Genomic DNA, 17,439 nt, shown 5'->3' with positions numbered 1-17,439 from the left:
TTACGGGTGTCCTGATTTTTGTTGTGAATTCAATCGAAACAAACAATATGTCCTCTTTGTATTCGATTTGTCATTCAGTTGATTTTGCCTTTTGAATTGAGCGTTTGCTATAATCAATGGGTGTCGAAACGTGATGTTTCAAATAACAGGGCATCGGCTAAAGAGAAAACGATGCCATAATGAATTTGGAGGAACCCCCATGAGTTGGAAACGAAAAGTGAAACGCGGTGTCTATTTAGGCATGCAGCGCGGCAAACGCATCGGTCGTCGGTTGATGAAAGGGACACAGACGCAAGTCCAGACGAGACAGTTCGTCGAGGTCGTCCCATCTTGGTACGCACGTACATCTGCAAACTACGAACTCGATGGTGCAGCGCTCGTTTCAACGATGGCTGAGAAGCAATTTTTGACGTATGGCGAACGTGCCTCGTCGTTCCGTGGCGTCCCTGGCCCGGATTCGTTCCAGCTCAACCCGTCGATTCGTGAATTTGACGCGAGCTTGAACGTTGAAAAAAGTGGTGACATCGAAGTCACACTACTCGTGATGTTGTATAACGACGAAGAACGGACGCGTGTCGTCCGTGTGAGTGACGGTGTTCGCACGACAGTCGCCCTTCGTGAAAATGAGGCGAAGACACGCTTCGTCATTCAAACACAAGGTAAGGGTCGCGCCCTCATCCAATCACTCCTCGTTGATGGCCAACCGCTATGGAACGTGGAAGGGATGGGTAGTGCCGTTGCCGATGCCGACTTTGACGCGATGATCGAGCTTGATGCCTCGACGCTTGAATTGATTTCTCCTGTTGGACGCATTGTCGACTTTTCAGACGAGGCCATCATCGTGACAGGACAAGGTAGTCAGTACGAGCACTACGGCGTGCAAGAAGCGGCTCTTCCACACGTGGATACGAAGCGCGGTATCGACTTCTCGCTTGCCGATATGGACGACTATGTCTATCGCTTCTATTTAAAAGGAGATGCGTCTCAAACGGCGAAAGCGACATTGTTTGTGGCGACGTATGCACACGGCGAACGTGATCAACTGATTGAAGTACCACTTGGCTTCAGTAACGTCTTGAGCCTGACACCTAGCCACGAATCGGTCCGTTACTTCATTCGTTTCTACGGTGATGGTGTGATTTCAGACCTCAAGCTTGGTGTCATCCGTGAGAACAGTGTCCGTCGTACGGAGCAGTTCGATTTAGATCCAACGTATTGGACGATTCCGACACCGGAGTCGATTAAATTGAAACAAGATCCGAACGGTCTTCGTCTTGTCTTGGACGTCGAGCCAGACGTACGCCGTTACGTTTCTTATATGGAGACGAATAACCGCTTCACGGTTCTCCCGAAAGAGAACCCGTATACGGTCCGACCGAACCATCGCTATCGCGTCACAGTCGATGGCGAGCTCGGTGCGAATACAGGCGTCGTCCTTTATATCATTTCGTACTCTTTGACGGAACGATTGTCGATGCAACAAGTTCAGCTCGGTAGCGAGAAGATTTTCGAATTCGGAAAAGATGTCCGCTACCTCCGTTTTGCCCTCCGTGTGGATGGACAAGGTGAGACACTCGTCACAGGCATCCGTGTCAGTGAAGAGATCATCACCGACCGCACGCAAGTGCCGGAATGGGTGGACCCGCGTGAGGCACGTCTATTTGAGACGACACCACGTGAGTTGCATGAGATGAAAGTCGCGGCCATCTTCGATGAGTTCACGACGGCATCGTATCGTCCAGAATGTGAGTTGATCACCTTCTCACCAGACGATTGGCCAGCCGTCTTGGCTGACCGTCAGCCTGACTTCCTCATGGTCGAGTCCGCATGGAAAGGGAACGACAAGACGTGGGAGAAGAAGATCGTCAAATATGGGACGAACACGTGGGAAGACCTCGATGCACTTCTTGACTGGTGCCGTCTGAACAATGTGCCGACCGTCTTCTGGAACAAAGAGGACCCGATTCACTACGACCGCTTCATCGAGACGGCGAAACGCTTCGACTTCGTCTATACGACGGATGCGAACATCCTCGAGAACTATAAGCGTGACTGCGGACATGATCGTGTCGGCGCATTGCCGTTTGCGGCACAGCCGAAAGAGCATAACCCGATTCGCCTTCCGGGCACGCGTGAACCGTACGCTTGTTTCGCGGGCTCTTATTACGCCAATCGTCACGAGTCGCGTCGGATTGACATGGACCGCTTGTTCGCAGCTGCTGACAAGTATGGTCTCGTCATTTATGACCGCAACTACGAGATGAACCAGCGTGGCGAGACGGACCAGCTTCAGTTCCCTGAACAGTTCCGTCAATCGATCCGTGGTAGCTTGAAATATAATCAAATCGCCAAAGCGTATAAAGGCTTTAAAGTCATGCTGAACGTCAACTCGGTCAACGATTCACCGACGATGTTCTCACGCCGTGTCTTTGAAGGACTTGCATGTGCGACACCGGTCGTCAGTACGCGTTCGGTCGGTGTCAAGCAGATGCTCGGCGACTATGTCTTCCTCGATGAGGGCGATGAGATGCTCGAAGAGACGTTCCGTAAATTGCTCACTGACGATGCGTTCTATGAGGACGTGGCGATGGGTGGCATGCGTCACGTGCTCAAGAACCACACGTACACGCAACGTCTCGCACAAGTCGTCAGCACGATCGGTCTTCCGTATCGCGTCGACCATCCGAAAGTCGCGCTCGTCGCATTCGTCCGCTCGACAGAAGAGATGAACCGTGTCGTCGACACGTTCCGTGCACAGGATTATGAGCACAAACATCTCGTCGTCTTCCTCGACAAGTTCGAAGGACATTTAGATGTATACGAGGCATACAACACCGAGGATATCTCGACATTCATGCTCAGCTACTTGCCGCAGTACAACGCCTTGTCTGAAATCATGGACGGCTTTGATTGGATGGCCTACATTCAGACGACAGATTACTATGGTCCTTCTTACATCTCCGACTACATGTTGGCGACGCGCTATGCGGAAGCGAACATTTTGACGAAAGAGGACTACTTCACTTGGAACGATTCGCTCGAGAAGGTCGATTCGGACGGCACATATCGCTATGTGTTCGACGCGACGCCTTCACGTTCGATCATGAAGCCGGACGTTCTCCGCTTCTATAGTGTCCGGGAAGCGCTTGACGTCCTCGCGACAGATGCGACGCTAAAAGAGTTGGCTCAATCCGGTGAACGAATCTTTAGTACAGACCCATATCAATATGTAAAAGCAGGGAGCGAGATGCCAACAGCAGTCGCTCAGGAGGTACAATTATGACGACACCACTTCGCGTCCTCGTTTATGGGGATGTCAACTTAAACTTGATTGACGGGTCGGCCATCTGGCTGACTTCCGTCGTCTCGATGTTGAAGCAGGACCCATCGATTCACGTCGATGTCCTCCTCAAACGCTCAATCACCAAACCAGAAGTCACGGCAGGCATCAAAGAGTTGCCGAACGTTCGCTTCATCGATTTGTTCGGAGCGAACTCACCGAAGAAAGGGACGCCTTATCACGAACGTGGCGTCCTTCAAGCGGATGAGGCAGCACAAGTGATCGATGAGTTGATGACAAAAGACGGATATGACTTGGCGTTCGTCCGTGGATTCCAGTTGGCGTATGATCTGTCTCAATATGAACAGACGATGGCGAAGACGTGGACATATATCACGGATTTCACGCACGACCATACACAAGCGTCGGAAGAAGAACTCGCACGCCTTCGTCAGATTGCGTCGCGTTCGGCCCGTATGCTTTGTCAAACCGAGGCGATGAAGACGTACTTCGAGTCGTTCTTGCCGACGGACCGCCCGTTCTTGATTCTGAATCCGATGATTCCGAACGGGAAGGGGACGCAGCCGACGTTCATGAAACCGAACGACCGCCTCGTCTATACAGGGAAGTTCGCGCCGCTTTGGTACACGACCGAGATTTTAGACGCATTCGCGAAGTTACGCGAGACGTATCCGGCCGAGCTTCATATTGCGGGCGACAAGTTCAACCAAGACCCGAACAACCCGAACTTCAAACAAGAGACGTTAGCGCGTCTGAAGTCGGAGGAAGGGATTCATTGGCTCAAAGGGATTCCGCGAGCGGACGTCGAGACGCTCATCGACCGTAGTGCGATCGGTGTATCGTGGCGTCATCCTGAACTCGACGCGAGTCTTGAGCTTTCGACGAAATTGCTCGAATACGGTTCGCTCGGTAAACCGGTCCTCTTGAACCGTAACCCGATGCACGAACTCATTCTCGGGGAAGACTATCCGCTCTTCGTCAACTCGGAAGAAGCATTCATTGAGAAGGCGCGTCTCGCGCTTACAGATGAGGATGTGTACGCTGACGCGGCGAAGCGTCTCTATGAGATGTCGCAGTATTATACGTTCAGTAACACGTACGCACGTCTTCGTGACGAGCTTTGGTCGATGAAAAAGATCAATCTTCTCTTCGCTGGTCATGACTTCAAGTTCTTGCGCCTGTTCATGGACTACTTCCAGAACAACCCGCGCTTCAACGTCTTGATTGACCAATGGGAAGGACATAAGATTCATGACGTGAATCACAGTAAGGCATGTCTCGAGCAAGCAGACATCATCTTCTGTGAATGGGGTCTCGGGAATGCCGTCTGGTACTCGCATCATAAGAAGCCGCACCAGACGATGATCGTCCGCATCCACCGCCAAGAGAAAGAAACACCGTTCCCACGTGAATACAATCTTCATAACATCGACCGCATCATTTTAGTGTCGCCATATATGCTTGAGGAGATGTATCGTCTCTTCCGCATCCCGCGTCACAAGATGACGATGATTTATAACGCGGTCGACGGGAAGCGTCTCGTCCAACCGAAAGAAACGGAAGACTTGACGTTCCACTTAGGTATGATCGGGGTCAACCCGAAATTGAAGCGTCTCGACCTTGCGCTCGATATGCTCGAAACGTTGTTACAAGATGACCCACGATACAAACTCTTTATCAAAGGCCATCATCCAAACGACATCTACTGGATCAACAAGCGAGAAGACGAGCGTGCCTACTACGACCGCTTGCTCGAGCGATTGGAGCAACCAATCTTCAAAGAGAGCGTCCGCTTTGACGGACACGGAGATGACGTTCCGGAATGGTTGACGAAAATCGGCTTCGTGCTGTCGACGAGTGACTTGGAAAGTTTCCACTTGGCACCGGCTGAAGCGATGACGTCTGGTACGTATCCGATTATCCGTCATTGGACGGGAAGTGAGACGATTTATCCGGACGATGTGTTGATGGAAAACGTGTTAGAAGGCGTCGACATCATTCGTTCGTTCAAAGGGGACTCAGCGCGTCTTTTGGAAGCGACAGAGGCCTATAAAGCGTATGCGCATCACCATTTCGCGATTGAAACGCTTGCTCCGAAATTAGAGGAGCTCTTACTAGCAGAACTGAATGCCGTCCATTCATAATCAGCAAGCCCGCCATCGCGGGTTTGCTTCTTTTGAAAACAAAGAGAAGGGGAGCATCCCATGAGTTATTTTTTGTATGAAGCCACTACCCGACACGTCGAGTTGACAGAGCGTGACGGGGTGACCCATGTGTTGTCGAAAAAACCGCTCGATGCACGCATCGGCTGGTTTGACGCAACACGTGACGAGCCACACGGTCACTATATCTCCCTTCAATTCGAAGAGACGTTCACCGTAACGGTCCCATTCAATAACGTCATCCCGGTCTACTACACGACGGACCCGATTGTCGTCGGTACATCGCTCCGTCAAGTGGCAGAGCGGGCCGGTAAAACGGAAGTGTCGTCTGAAGCTGTCTCGCAAATGCGATTTGTCGGTCATGTGTTTGGACGTAACACGCGCATCCAAGGCGTGAAGCGACTCGCTGCAGGCGAGCGTCTCACTGTCAAAGATGGGGACGTGACCATCGAGAAATGGGACGACCTGCCGATGGGGACGAACACATTACGGGAAGATTTTGATGCGACGTGGATCAAGGCGTTACGTCAATCGATTCCACCTTATCAAACTTTGAATCTTCCGTTTGCGGGTTCGGCGTTTGACCTCGTCTTCACCAAGCTTGCACTCGAGGCAGGGAAGACGGTGCGCCTTCACGTTCCTTCATTAGATGGAAACGAAGCAGAACTGGCACGCCAATTATTTGAGGAAGCCGAACTTGTCGAGGCGGAGCCGCCGGTGACAGACATCCACTTGTCGCTATCGAAACGAGTGGCACAGTCGTTCGATGTGACAGAAGGGAACTTGAGCGCGTACGAGTCGATTCCGACTGGACGGACACGTGATACGGACTACGTTGAAATCGGGAAACACGGTTCGGACTGGCTTTACGGCAAGCATATTTTCTTAAAAGAGACGATGGATGAGCATGAGGCGAAACAACAACTCTCGAGACGGGCGATTCGTCCGTTCGAAGGGTTTGGTGAAGCAGAGCGCGAACAAGTCGAGGCGATGCTGGAACGATTGTTTGACACGTATGAAGACCGGGATTGGAGCGGACGTCTCGAGGCGGCGTGGTTCGAGTTGAAAGTGGAGCACTTCCATGCGTATGCACGACAAGGTTTCATGGATGAGATGTTGCTCGTTCAACCACTGTTCGACCGTGACGTGCTGGGCCATATTCTAGAAGCACCATATGAACTGAAACGACAAGGTCACCTCATGAAGGTCGCCTTCGATGAAGTGTTCGGCCTTACGCCTCCACATCTGGTCAAAGAGAGTTTCGCCTGGAGCGATTCACCGCTCTTACCGACCGTCACGCCGGCGCCACTGAACTGGCGGTTGATGCTCGATGCGGTCGTGCCGAGCCAAGTCGAGCGGATGCATGAGCTCCTTCACGTGGAAGACTCAGTCCGCCAAGCGATGCCGAAGGGCGACAAGCCGAACCATCAGGTCGTGTCCATTTGGAATGACTGGACGGCGCAAAACTGGTCGCATTTGTTGGAAGAGACGGCGATTGAAACGGAACAGGTCGAACTGGAGATTCCAGAAGCGCACCAACCGCGATCGGTGACGATCAAACCGTTCATCTATCACTATTTCGTCCCGTTCAACACAGAGTTGTTTCGCCTGAGAGAGAATCAATTCAAGGCAGAGGTCGACGTCGAGCCGTTACATGGAGAGAATGGATATATCCAGCTCTTTAACCAGAGCTTCAGTTCACCTCCGTCAAGTGAGTTCTTAAAGGATGCGACGCTCGGGAACGCACCGTTCATCCAAGTGTCAGGGACGATTGAATTGTTGTCAGATGAAGACACGCCGATTGAATTGTACATCATGCAATATGATGCAAAGAAAAATCTGAAGAAGGCAGCCTTTGGTCAAACGCTTCGGACGGGAGTAAACACGTTACAACAACGTGTCCCGAAAGAGTTGGACGCCAAGTATATGAAGCTCGCCATCAAATTCCAAAATGATCAACATGCGGTCCGTCTCCGAATGGGTGCATGGGACATAGAAAGCTGAGGACATCGAGTATGGAACGTCAACAAGTTGAATATGTAGAACGTGAGAATGCTTTTTTACGTGAGCAGTTGCAAATGATGACAGACCAGATGGAAACGTTGAGACAAGAAGTGCTCGAAGAGGGCGCGAAACAGATTCGAGGAAAAGAGAACACGGTCCAAAAGATGAAAGAACTCGAAAAAGAATTGCGTCAAGCCCAAGCGAACGCCGAAAAGTGGCGGAAGACGGCAGCTTCTGAGCAGAACAAAGTGAAAACGATGACGGAAGAAGTGGAGCGGATGAAGCATGTGATTGATCGTGCGAAAGCCATCCCGCTCGCCGGTAAGCTCATCACAAAGATTGAGCGTGAAGGGAATCCATCATGAAAACGTATGAGGAACAGCTAAACGACATCCAATTGGAGAAAAAGGCATGGGCGCAGACCGTCAATCGTCACTTTGAGACGATGCCGACCCCGAATTGGCTCGACGGTTCTTCCATCAAGCGTGGCGTCAGTGTCATCGTCGCTTCACATGATTCGGAAGAATTGTTGCGTGCTTGCCTTGCGTCACTAGAAGCCCAAACGATCCATGCCTCATTGATTGAATGGGTGCTCGTCTTCAACGGGCCGAACCGTGAGGCATTGCGAGCCGTCAGTGAGTCGTTCGGTCGAGATGTCGACGTCGTCCGTCTCGAAGTTGAAGAGGCGAATGTCAGTATCGCCCGAAATCAAGGCATTGACGCGTCGACACGGCAGTATGTGACGTTTTTAGACGAGGACGATACGTTCAGCCCGACTTATGTCGAGCGACTATTCGAACAAGCATTACCGAATCGAATCGTGATTGCCGATATTCAAGACCGTAGTCCATCGGGCGAAGCACTTCCTTCACCCCTCCATCGGGAGTTCGAACGCCTGACAGGACAAGAGACAACGTACGAGCAAATGTCACAACTCCTGACGCTCAACGCGTGTAAACTTGTCCCAGCCGTCTATGCGAAACAAGTGCGTTACGAACCGACCTTAAGGAGCGGGGAAGATGTCGTTTATTTCTCAACGCTGTTCTCCACGTATACGCCTGAAGTGAAGATATTGCCTTCCGAGACGGATGCGATCTATTATCGCCAAGTGCGAGAGCGTTCTGTCTCTCGCCAAGCGGTCAGTCAAGACTTCTCGGTCGACCAACGTCTTTCCGTCATCAAGCGGCTCGATGCCATTCCGACGAAAGAAGCCTCGATTCGACGCTTCATCGAGCGGAAAATCGACGCTCAGACCTCGATGATGAGTTTATTTTATGAGACGGTTCCTGAACAACGCGCGTATATCCGTGCGTCGGTACGGGAAGCAGCGCTTCGTTATTTTTCATTTAGTATATTGAATCAACATGCAGCGGAACGGGGGATCGTCATCGGCGAACACCTCGAGCGGGCCGGCACACTCATTGCCGAATTCCCCGAAGACGTCGTCATCCGTGTCTATTTGATGGCGCCGTATACGCGTCAGGAACTGCGGAGCCATGTGACGGATGAACAATTTGAGCGACTGACGTTTGCGAATATGTCGCTACCGAATTGGTCAATATTGCCTGAAGTTTGTTATAGTAGTGGGGATGTGCGTGCCGTCGCATTATGCACAGAACATCATTTAGGTGTAAAATCTTACTCGGTCCCATCCCGTTAATACAGTATTGTCATGAAAATGTAATTGCTTCTCAATTCGTATCGGGAGTATAATGGGTTTGATTTTTGGTGAAATCCTAAACAATATGAAATGTTTTGCAACATTCGGTGACACGTGTCACTAATCTATGGAGGTTATTTCAATTATGAAAGTTTGTACAATCGGATTAGGATATATCGGACTCCCTACATCAGCCGTTTTCGCCCAGTATGGCGTAGACGTACTCGGTGTAGACATTCATCAGTCCGTCGTGGATAAATTGAACCGTGGCGAGATTCACATCGAAGAGCCAGGTCTTGGTGAAGTCGTGAAAGAAGTTGTCGCAAACGGTAAATTCCGTGCGTCACTCGAGCCAGAAAAAGCGGACGCGTTCATCATCGCGGTACCGACACCAAACAACGACGACGAGCACAAATCATGTGACCTCACATACGTTCTTGAAGCAACGAAACGCGTGCTTCCACACGTTGAAAAAGGAAACGTCATCATCGTGGAATCAACAATCGAGCCACGTACGATGGACGACCATGTGAAGCCGCTCGTCGAAGCTGCTGGGTTCACAGTCGGCGAAGACATCTTCCTCGTACACTGCCCAGAGCGCGTCCTCCCAGGACAAATCTTGCATGAGCTCGTTCACAACAACCGTATCGTCGGTGGAATCACGGAAGCATGTGCGGAAGCTGGTGCAAAAGTGTACGGTACGTTCGTTAAAGGTGAAATCATTAAGACGGATGCCAAAACGGCTGAGATGTCTAAACTCATGGAAAACACATTCCGTGACGTGAACATCGCCCTCGCGAACGAACTCGCGAAAGTATGTAACGCCCTCGACATCAACGTGCTTGACGTCATCGAGATGGCAAACAAACACCCACGCGTCAACTTGCATAGCCCAGGACCGGGTGTAGGTGGCCACTGTCTCGCGGTCGACCCATACTTCATCGTCGCGAAGCAACCAGACCTCGCGAAGATCATCAAGTTGTCACGTGACACGAACGTATCGATGCCTGCTTACGTCGTCGAGAACGTCAAGAAACTCGTCGCAGGACAAGACAATGCGAAAATCGCGGCGTTCGGCGTAACGTACAAAGGAAACGTCGACGACATGCGTGAAAGCCCAGCGGTCGACATCATCGAATTGATGCTCGCTGACGGCATGAACGTAGCCGTCCACGACCCACACGTCGAAGTCTCTTCTTCGAAACATTTCGACCTCGTCTCGAAAGAAGAAGCGATCCAAGATGCGGACCTCGTCCTCGTCCTCGTTGACCACAACGAGTTCAAAGCACTCGACTTCGCAGAATTGAACGGCGCGATGCGTCGCCCAATGATCTTCGACACACGTAATATCGTGAAGGCCGATGACAGCGACCTTGCCGTTGTAAACTACGGAAACCTTTACAACTACGTCAACGGGAAAGTCACGTTGGCCTAAACCGTTAGGTGCCCAATATGATCAAAGCATCGAAACAAGTTTTCATTGAACTTTGGGAGAGTCTCTATCTCATTTTGAGACTCTCTGTCTATGAAACGAAAAGTCGTTACTCGATGCAGTATTTTGGCTACTTGTGGGAAATCATCACACCAATTATTCAAATCGCCATCTATTGGCTCGTCTTCGGATTCGGTTTACGTGCGGGTCGAGACGTTGGGGATGTCCCGTTCTTACCATGGCTCGTCTCAGGGATTGTGCCATGGTTCTTCTTTGGACCGGCCATTGTCAGCGGATCTCGATCCGTTTTTTCTAAGATTGCCCTCGTCTCGAAGATGAGTTTTCCAATCAGTACGATTCCGGCCTATGTCATTTTGTCGGAGCTATACCGACACGTGGCCATGGTCGTCATCGCCTTTATCTTAATGATGGCGTTTGGGATCAGTGAAGGATGGAACATCTTGTTCCTCCCGTACTTATTGATCAGTGCGCTTGCGTTTTTATATGCGTTCGCATTGTTGACTTCCGCATTAGCCACAATCATCCGAGATTTTCAAAATTTGCTGTCACAAATTATTCGGATGATGCTGTATCTGTTACCGATTTTTTGGCAACCGTCCGGGAAACTAGAATTGATTTTGATGGCCAACCCGCTCTATTACCTTGTAGAAGGCTATCGCTCGATGTTCCTCGGAACGGATTGGATTATGCAAAATCTCACTTATGGTCTTTACTTCTGGGGCTTCACCCTCGTGACGTTCCTCATTGGTTCAGCGATTCACGTGCGTTTCCGTCGCTACTTTATCGACTATATTTAAGGAGCAGTGACGTATGAGCTATCAAGTCAAATTCGAAAATGTCTCGAAGCGATACACGTTGTATCGTAAGCAAAGTGACAAATTGAAAGAAGTCTTGTTCAACCGTGCGAACGGGAAACAGTTTTATGCGCTTCGTAACGTGACGTTCGAAGTTCCGCCCGGAGAGGTGGTCGGGATTTTAGGGATTAACGGTTCTGGGAAATCGACGATGTCGAACCTTCTCTCTGACGTGATTCCACCGACACACGGACGGATCGAGCTTCGAGGCAAACCGTCATTGATTGCCATCTCCTCTGGACTAAACGGTAATTTGACGGGGATGGAGAACATTGAACTGAAATGTCTCATGCTCGGGATGAACAAGCAGCAAATCAAAGACATTACCCCGGAAATTATCGAGTTTGCCGATATCGGCGATTTCATCGATCAACCGGTTAAAACGTACTCGAGCGGGATGAAGTCACGTCTTGGCTTCGCCATCTCCATCAACATCGACCCTGATATCCTTGTCATCGATGAAGCGTTGTCCGTTGGGGACCAAACGTTCACCGATCGGTGTCTCGTCAAGATGAACGAGTTCAAAGATCAAGGGAAGACGATTTTCTTCATCAGTCACTCGGTATCCCAAGTGCGTCAATTCTGTACACAAGCCATCTGGCTCGAGTACGGAGAGATTCGCGAATATGGACCCGTGGATGAGGTCGCAGACGAGTATATGAAATTCTTGAAATGGTTCCGCACGTTGGATGCGAAGCGTCAATCGGAATTCAAGCAACAGAAGATGGCGCAACGTACGACGATTGTGGACCAGGATGACGTCGGTGAGACGATTATCTTGCCGCGAAAAACGCTTAAAGGAGAATCTGTATGATTAAAGTTATGACCGTATTCGGTACACGCCCTGAGGCTATCAAAATGGCCCCGCTCGTGTTAGAGCTCAAACAACGTGAAGGGATCGAACCGATTGTCGTCGTCACAGCTCAACATCGTGAGATGCTCGATCAAGTCCTTCAACTTTTCAAAATCACACCGGACTATGATTTGGACGTGATGAAGAAAAACCAAACGCTCTTCGATGTGACGACACGTGTCCTTCACGGACTTGATGAAGTCATGAAAGAAGCGAAACCGGATATCGTTCTCGTTCACGGTGATACGACGACGACGTTCGCGGCATCACTCGCTGCATTCTATAACCAGATTGCAATCGGTCACGTAGAAGCAGGGCTTCGCACATACAACAAGTATTCACCTTACCCTGAGGAAATGAACCGTCAATTGACAGGCGTCATGGCAGACCTTCATTTCGCTCCGACGGACACATCAGCTGAAAACTTGCTTCGTGAGAACAAGAAAGAAGCCGATATTTTCGTGACAGGGAATACGGCAATCGATGCCTTGAAAACGACAGTTCAAGAAGACTACGACAGTGAGTTACTCAACGAGATCACGGGTCAAGACAAGCGTCTCGTCCTCTTGACGGCACACCGTCGTGAAAACCTTGGAGAGCCGATGCGCAACATGTTCCGCGCGGTTCGTCGTTTGATTGAAAAGTATGATGACATCGAAGTCGTGTACCCGGTTCACATGAACCCGATCGTACGCGAACTTGCTGGTGAAATCTTAAATGACCTAGACCGCGTTCACTTGATTGAACCGCTCGATGTCTTTGATTTCCACAACTACGCATCACGCTCGCACCTCATCTTGACGGATTCAGGTGGCGTACAAGAAGAAGCACCGTCACTCGGTGTACCGGTTCTCGTTCTTCGCGACACGACAGAGCGTCCGGAAGGCGTTGCAGCAGGAACGTTGAAACTCGCTGGAGTCGAGGAAGAAGTCATTTTCGGACTCGCCGATGAATTGTTATCGGATCAAGCCGCATATGAAAGTATGGCAAAAGCGTCTAACCCTTACGGGGACGGGGAGGCGTCACGCCGAATCGTCGACGCAATCGTCGAACGTTTCACACGTTGATTGATGATAGACTGTCCCTCGGGGCAGTCTATTCTTTTTTTGAGAAAGGAGGGAATCCATGCTTTTCAGTTCAACGATTTTTTTATTTTGGTTTTTACCGATTGTTTTGATCTTATACTATGTATCTCCACGTTTTTTGAAAAACACGATCCTGCTGATTGCCAGTCTCTTGTTTTACGCTTGGGGAGAACCGATTTATACAGCCGTTATGCTGACGTCGATTGTGATGAACTATTTGTTCGGAATCTATGTTGACCGCTATCGGGAAGAGAAGAAGAAAGCGAAGTGGATCGTCGGGCTCATGGTCGCGGCCAACGTACTCCTGTTGTCTGTGTTCAAATACACGAGCTTCATCATCGAAAACGTGAATGCCATCACGGGACTCGAATTGACCGACCCGAAAATTCCACTTCCGATTGGTGTGTCCTTCTTCACCTTTCAAGCGATGAGTTATGTGATCGATGTATACCGGAAGGATGGGAAAGTTCAACGGAACCCTCTCGACCTTGCTTTATACATCTCCTTGTTCCCACAATTGATTGCCGGACCGATTGTCCGTTATCAGACGGTCGCAGATGAGATCAATGATCGTAAAGAGACGATGGATGACTTTGCGAGCGGGGTGCAACGGTTTGTCATCGGTTTGGCGAAAAAGATGCTTCTCGCGAACAATGCCGGATACGTGGCGGACCAGATTTTCTCACAAAGTACAGACAACATGTCGATGGGGCTCGCCTGGATTGGAATTATCGCCTATTCGCTCCAAATCTACTTTGACTTCTCCGGATATTCCGATATGGCCATCGGATTAGGTCGGATGTTTGGGTTCCACTTCCTCGAGAATTTCAACTATCCGTACATCTCGAAGTCCGTCTCTGAATTTTGGCGGCGCTGGCATATCTCACTCGGTAGCTGGTTCCGAGATTACGTATACATCCCACTCGGCGGGAATCGGGGAAGTGCGTGGAAGCTCTATCGCAACTTAGCGGTCGTCTGGGTACTGACCGGTGTCTGGCACGGTGCGAGTTGGACCTTTATCGCATGGGGCGCCTATTATGGCGTATTCATCATGTTGGAGCGAGCGTTCCTCGGTGCTTGGCTAAAAGCGCTCCCAGCGGCACTTGCGCATGCGTTCACGCTATTTGTCGTCATCATCGGTTGGGTCTTCTTCCGAGCCGATAACTTCCCATACGCGCTTTCGTACTTGTCGGCCATGTTCCATTTGAACGGTGGACCGGTATGGGATCAGGAAGCGATGTTCTACTTCGTTCAATACGGGGTGATTCTATCGATTGCGATGATTGCTGCGACACCGATTCCGAAATGGTTCGGCGAGAAAGTGCTCTTGCTTGAACAAAACAGTAGAAAACTATGGGTCAACTACACGGCTGGCTTCATGCGAATCGGATTCTTGGCAACCATCTTTATCTTTGCGATTTCGTATGTCGTCGCGAGTAGCTTTAACCCGTTTATTTATTTCAGATTCTAACGAAAAAAGAGAGTACAAGGTTTTGACTCGTCCGTGGCGACATGACTCCTGCAGAATAAGAGTCCGACGGAGACCCAGCAGCGATGTTTGCGATGCGGCTCCGGGACTCTCTGCGGAAACCAGGGTCGCCGAAAGTACGAGTTAAACAAAACTTGTATGACGTATAAAAAGTCGTTCTCACAATGGAGAACGACTTTTTATGTGGGTTCATTCAATTTTTCATGATACAGGTCCACGAACTCGTTCAAGTTGACGTTGTGGATGAACAAGACGACGTCGATGTCGTTCTCATTTACATATGATTCGATAGTAGACTCCTCGAAATGACGGACATCAATGACGGACACATGTCCGAAATGCTCAGGTAACAAGGTGAGCATCGGATTCGCATACGAGTCTTTCAAGATGAGCGTCCGGGTGTCATTGACCGGTTGTTCCTGGTCCATCGTCACGATTGGCCAGTTCCGATGGAGGAAGAGCGAATACATTTCCGTATACGTTTCTTCCGATTTGAGTGGCTTTTTGTTGATGATGCTCGTGATCGGTTTACAAGGGGTCGCCCGATTGAAGCAGACCGAACTCGGCGTGAAGCCTTCTTTCGGTACCATCCATTCGAACGTGTCACCATCTTTCACGTATTGGAGTGTCGTGCTTCGTGCGTATGAACCGTAGTAAGGTTGTTCGTGCGTTTTCGTCCGAAGTTGGTTCGGTTTTAAGGTTAGACCCATTTCAGGATGATTTTTCGACATCGTGTTGACTGTCTGTGCGTAAGCCGCATAGGCCCCGTTCATGTTCCAGTGATAGTCGGTCTTGAAAAAGACGTCACTTAACTGTTGCGCTTCGTTCAATGACTTCCGATAGTCCATCACGTTCAGACCGGGCACTGTCGACAATTGATCACGGACCGTTTGGTAAATACGAGGGGCTTCATTGCCCATATAGTCTGGCATGTGAGGTTCGACGCTCGCCATCGAAGCCTTGTTCGGAGCGAGTCCGAAATATACCTCAGTGCCACGCTCTTCGAGGCGGGACGTAAACGTCGTCAAGTCGTTCACGAGCGTATCGGTATCAATCGATTCCTTCATCGGAGATTCCATCGTCCCGTCATCTGACACGTAGATTCCGTTTTTGACGGTTTGCTTAAAGACATCTTTATTTAAAAAAGCGTTCAAGCTGATCCAAGCATCGCGATTGAAGATTTGGTCGGTGACGAAAGACTCCGTTTGTTTCATATATGAACCTGACATGATGTGTGCAAATGTAGGAGAATCCGGGCTTTGTGCAAGCTTTCGGTTTTCCATGTCAGATACGTCTCGTTTCTCAGAAGAGAGCGTCAAATAGGCACCTCCGACCAAAAAGGCGACAAAGGATAAAATCAATACGAGTTGAAGGATGATTTTCGGATGATTGCGTCTTTTTCGATTGGAGCGGGGGTCCTGTTTATGAGAATCAACGTTTAAGTTTTGCATAGAGAACTCCTTTGTTACTAGATTAATCCGAGTCTCATTCTACCATATATTTGCTTCTGTAACTGTAACAATTATGTATCAGCAAAGTGATACGAAAAAACGCTTAAAGCGACATGACGTCACTCTAAACGTTTTTAGTGAGCGGTAAAGCGGGCCGGTCCGATCGACGACACGAGTCGGGTTGCGGCACGTAAACAATCAAGCTGTCTTGCATACACCCGACTCACATCGGCGAACGCAGAAGGAAGGTGATCCGAGTCGAGAGGACCTTGTCGCATATAAGACGATTCATCGGCTCCGAGTGGTGTCGGATGAATGACGAACTTATAGTGCGACGGGTCGAGCTCAATGACTTCAATCTCTGCGAACAGTCGTGCATCACGTGTATATAAGAAGCGGGTGGACAACCATTTATCAGAATCAGTCATGGGTCACCTGTCCCCTTTCAAAGTCTCATTACCATTATCATAAAACATTTTTTGGATATTGGGAATCTTATTTCATATTAATCCCAACATATTTACTTAAATTTGTAAAAGTGCCGAATCCGTGCATTCGTTTCTTTCTTTAGAGTATGGTTATAAGAGAATGTATGAAATGTAGGTGACCACATGAGAACGAACGCAACGGGGGATTATCGCTTCGTATTGATTCTTGGAGCAAAGGTCAACGGTACCTCTCCATCGAGAGCGCTCCGGCATCGGATTGACGTCGCGGCTGACTATGCGAAGGCGCATCCAACTGTAGAACTCATTGCAACTGGGGGACAAGGACCAGACGAAGGTATGGCCGAGGCACTTGTGATTGAACGGGAACTGATGGCGCGTGGCATTGAACCATACCGGATCCATGTTGAAGCGATCTCTACCTCGACAATCGAAAACTTTCGGCATAGCCGACCGTTTTGGGAAGGCGAGACGGGGCTCACCATCGTGACGAATGACTTTCATGTTCCGCGAGCACGTCTCATTGCGAAGCTCTATTTCCAACTCGAGAGCGATGCCCTATATGCACCGACTCCGCCACTTGCAAAAGGGCGATACGTGATCCGTGAGGTGTTAGCTTATGTGAAACTACTCGTCCGCTACCTGTTCAAAGAAAAAAACTAGGCTCTTGCATCCGCAAGA

General features: G+C 49.8%; 12 protein-coding genes and 1 pseudogene. 11 read left to right on the top strand and 2 right to left on the bottom strand.

Features of this window, described 5'->3' with window-relative positions:
- The first annotated feature begins 199 nt into the window (after positions 1-199).
- The 10 genes and pseudogenes from KNP04_RS04155 to KNP04_RS04110 all read left to right on the top strand — a co-directional run bounded on the left by KNP04_RS04155 (position 200) and on the right by KNP04_RS04110 (position 14,843).
- Positions 200-3,283, top strand: a complete 3,084-nt coding sequence (locus KNP04_RS04155; RefSeq protein ID WP_214874753.1) for a CgeB family protein — start codon at positions 200-202, stop codon at positions 3,281-3,283.
- Positions 3,280-5,445 (top strand): glycosyltransferase, encoded by a 2,166-nt coding sequence (locus KNP04_RS04150; RefSeq protein WP_214874752.1) that lies wholly within the window; start codon positions 3,280-3,282, stop codon positions 5,443-5,445. The genes KNP04_RS04155 and KNP04_RS04150 overlap by 4 nt, the downstream gene beginning before the upstream one ends.
- A 60-nt stretch (positions 5,446-5,505) precedes the next feature.
- Positions 5,506-7,467, top strand: coding sequence for a hypothetical protein (locus tag KNP04_RS04145; RefSeq protein WP_214874751.1), 1,962 nt, complete (start codon positions 5,506-5,508; stop codon positions 7,465-7,467).
- A gap of 11 nt (positions 7,468-7,478) precedes the next feature.
- Positions 7,479-7,832, top strand: coding sequence for a hypothetical protein (locus KNP04_RS04140; RefSeq protein WP_214820851.1), 354 nt, complete (start codon positions 7,479-7,481; stop codon positions 7,830-7,832).
- Positions 7,829-9,127 (top strand): glycosyltransferase family 2 protein, encoded by a 1,299-nt coding sequence (locus KNP04_RS04135; RefSeq protein ID WP_214874750.1) that lies wholly within the window; start codon positions 7,829-7,831, stop codon positions 9,125-9,127. Before KNP04_RS04140 ends, KNP04_RS04135 begins: the two co-directional genes overlap by 4 nt.
- A 145-nt stretch (positions 9,128-9,272) precedes the next feature.
- Complete coding sequence (locus KNP04_RS04130; protein ID WP_074036359.1) at positions 9,273-10,562, top strand: nucleotide sugar dehydrogenase; 1,290 nt, start codon at positions 9,273-9,275, stop codon at positions 10,560-10,562.
- 17 nt (positions 10,563-10,579) lie between these two features.
- On the top strand, positions 10,580-11,377 hold the full coding sequence (locus KNP04_RS04125; protein WP_214693935.1) for an ABC transporter permease: 798 nt from the start codon (positions 10,580-10,582) through the stop codon (positions 11,375-11,377).
- Positions 11,378-11,390: 13 nt separating this feature from the next.
- Positions 11,391-12,164 (top strand): annotated as a pseudogene (gene tagH, locus KNP04_RS04120) (teichoic acids export ABC transporter ATP-binding subunit TagH); the annotation flags it as partial.
- A gap of 80 nt (positions 12,165-12,244) precedes the next feature.
- Positions 12,245-13,354 carry a non-hydrolyzing UDP-N-acetylglucosamine 2-epimerase gene (wecB, locus tag KNP04_RS04115; RefSeq protein ID WP_214874749.1) on the top strand — a complete coding sequence of 370 codons (1,110 nt, stop codon included), beginning with the start codon at positions 12,245-12,247 and terminating at the stop codon, positions 13,352-13,354.
- Positions 13,355-13,412: 58 nt separating this feature from the next.
- Positions 13,413-14,843, top strand: a complete 1,431-nt coding sequence (locus KNP04_RS04110) for an MBOAT family O-acyltransferase (protein ID WP_214874748.1) — start codon at positions 13,413-13,415, stop codon at positions 14,841-14,843.
- 197 nt (positions 14,844-15,040) lie between these two features.
- On the opposite strand, the gene KNP04_RS04105 is transcribed toward KNP04_RS04110, so the two are convergent.
- On the bottom strand, positions 15,041-16,312 hold the full coding sequence (locus tag KNP04_RS04105; RefSeq protein ID WP_214874747.1) for an alginate O-acetyltransferase AlgX-related protein: 1,272 nt from the start codon (positions 16,310-16,312) through the stop codon (positions 15,041-15,043).
- A 134-nt stretch (positions 16,313-16,446) separates the two neighbouring features.
- Positions 16,447-16,740 carry a hypothetical protein gene (locus KNP04_RS04100; RefSeq protein WP_074036371.1) on the bottom strand — a complete coding sequence of 98 codons (294 nt, stop codon included), beginning with the start codon at positions 16,738-16,740 and terminating at the stop codon, positions 16,447-16,449.
- A gap of 183 nt (positions 16,741-16,923) precedes the next feature.
- Between KNP04_RS04100 and KNP04_RS04095 the strand changes: the two genes are divergently transcribed.
- Complete coding sequence (locus KNP04_RS04095) at positions 16,924-17,421, top strand: YdcF family protein (protein ID WP_214874746.1); 498 nt, start codon at positions 16,924-16,926, stop codon at positions 17,419-17,421.
- Positions 17,422-17,439 lie beyond the last annotated feature (18 nt).

The organism is Exiguobacterium sp. CH10, assembly GCF_018617635.1.
Taxonomy (GTDB): Bacteria; Bacillota; Bacilli; order Exiguobacteriales; family Exiguobacteriaceae; genus Exiguobacterium; species Exiguobacterium aestuarii_A.
The sequence above is the reverse complement of the archived record's forward strand: the minus strand, read 5'-3'. Positions and strand labels throughout refer to the sequence as shown.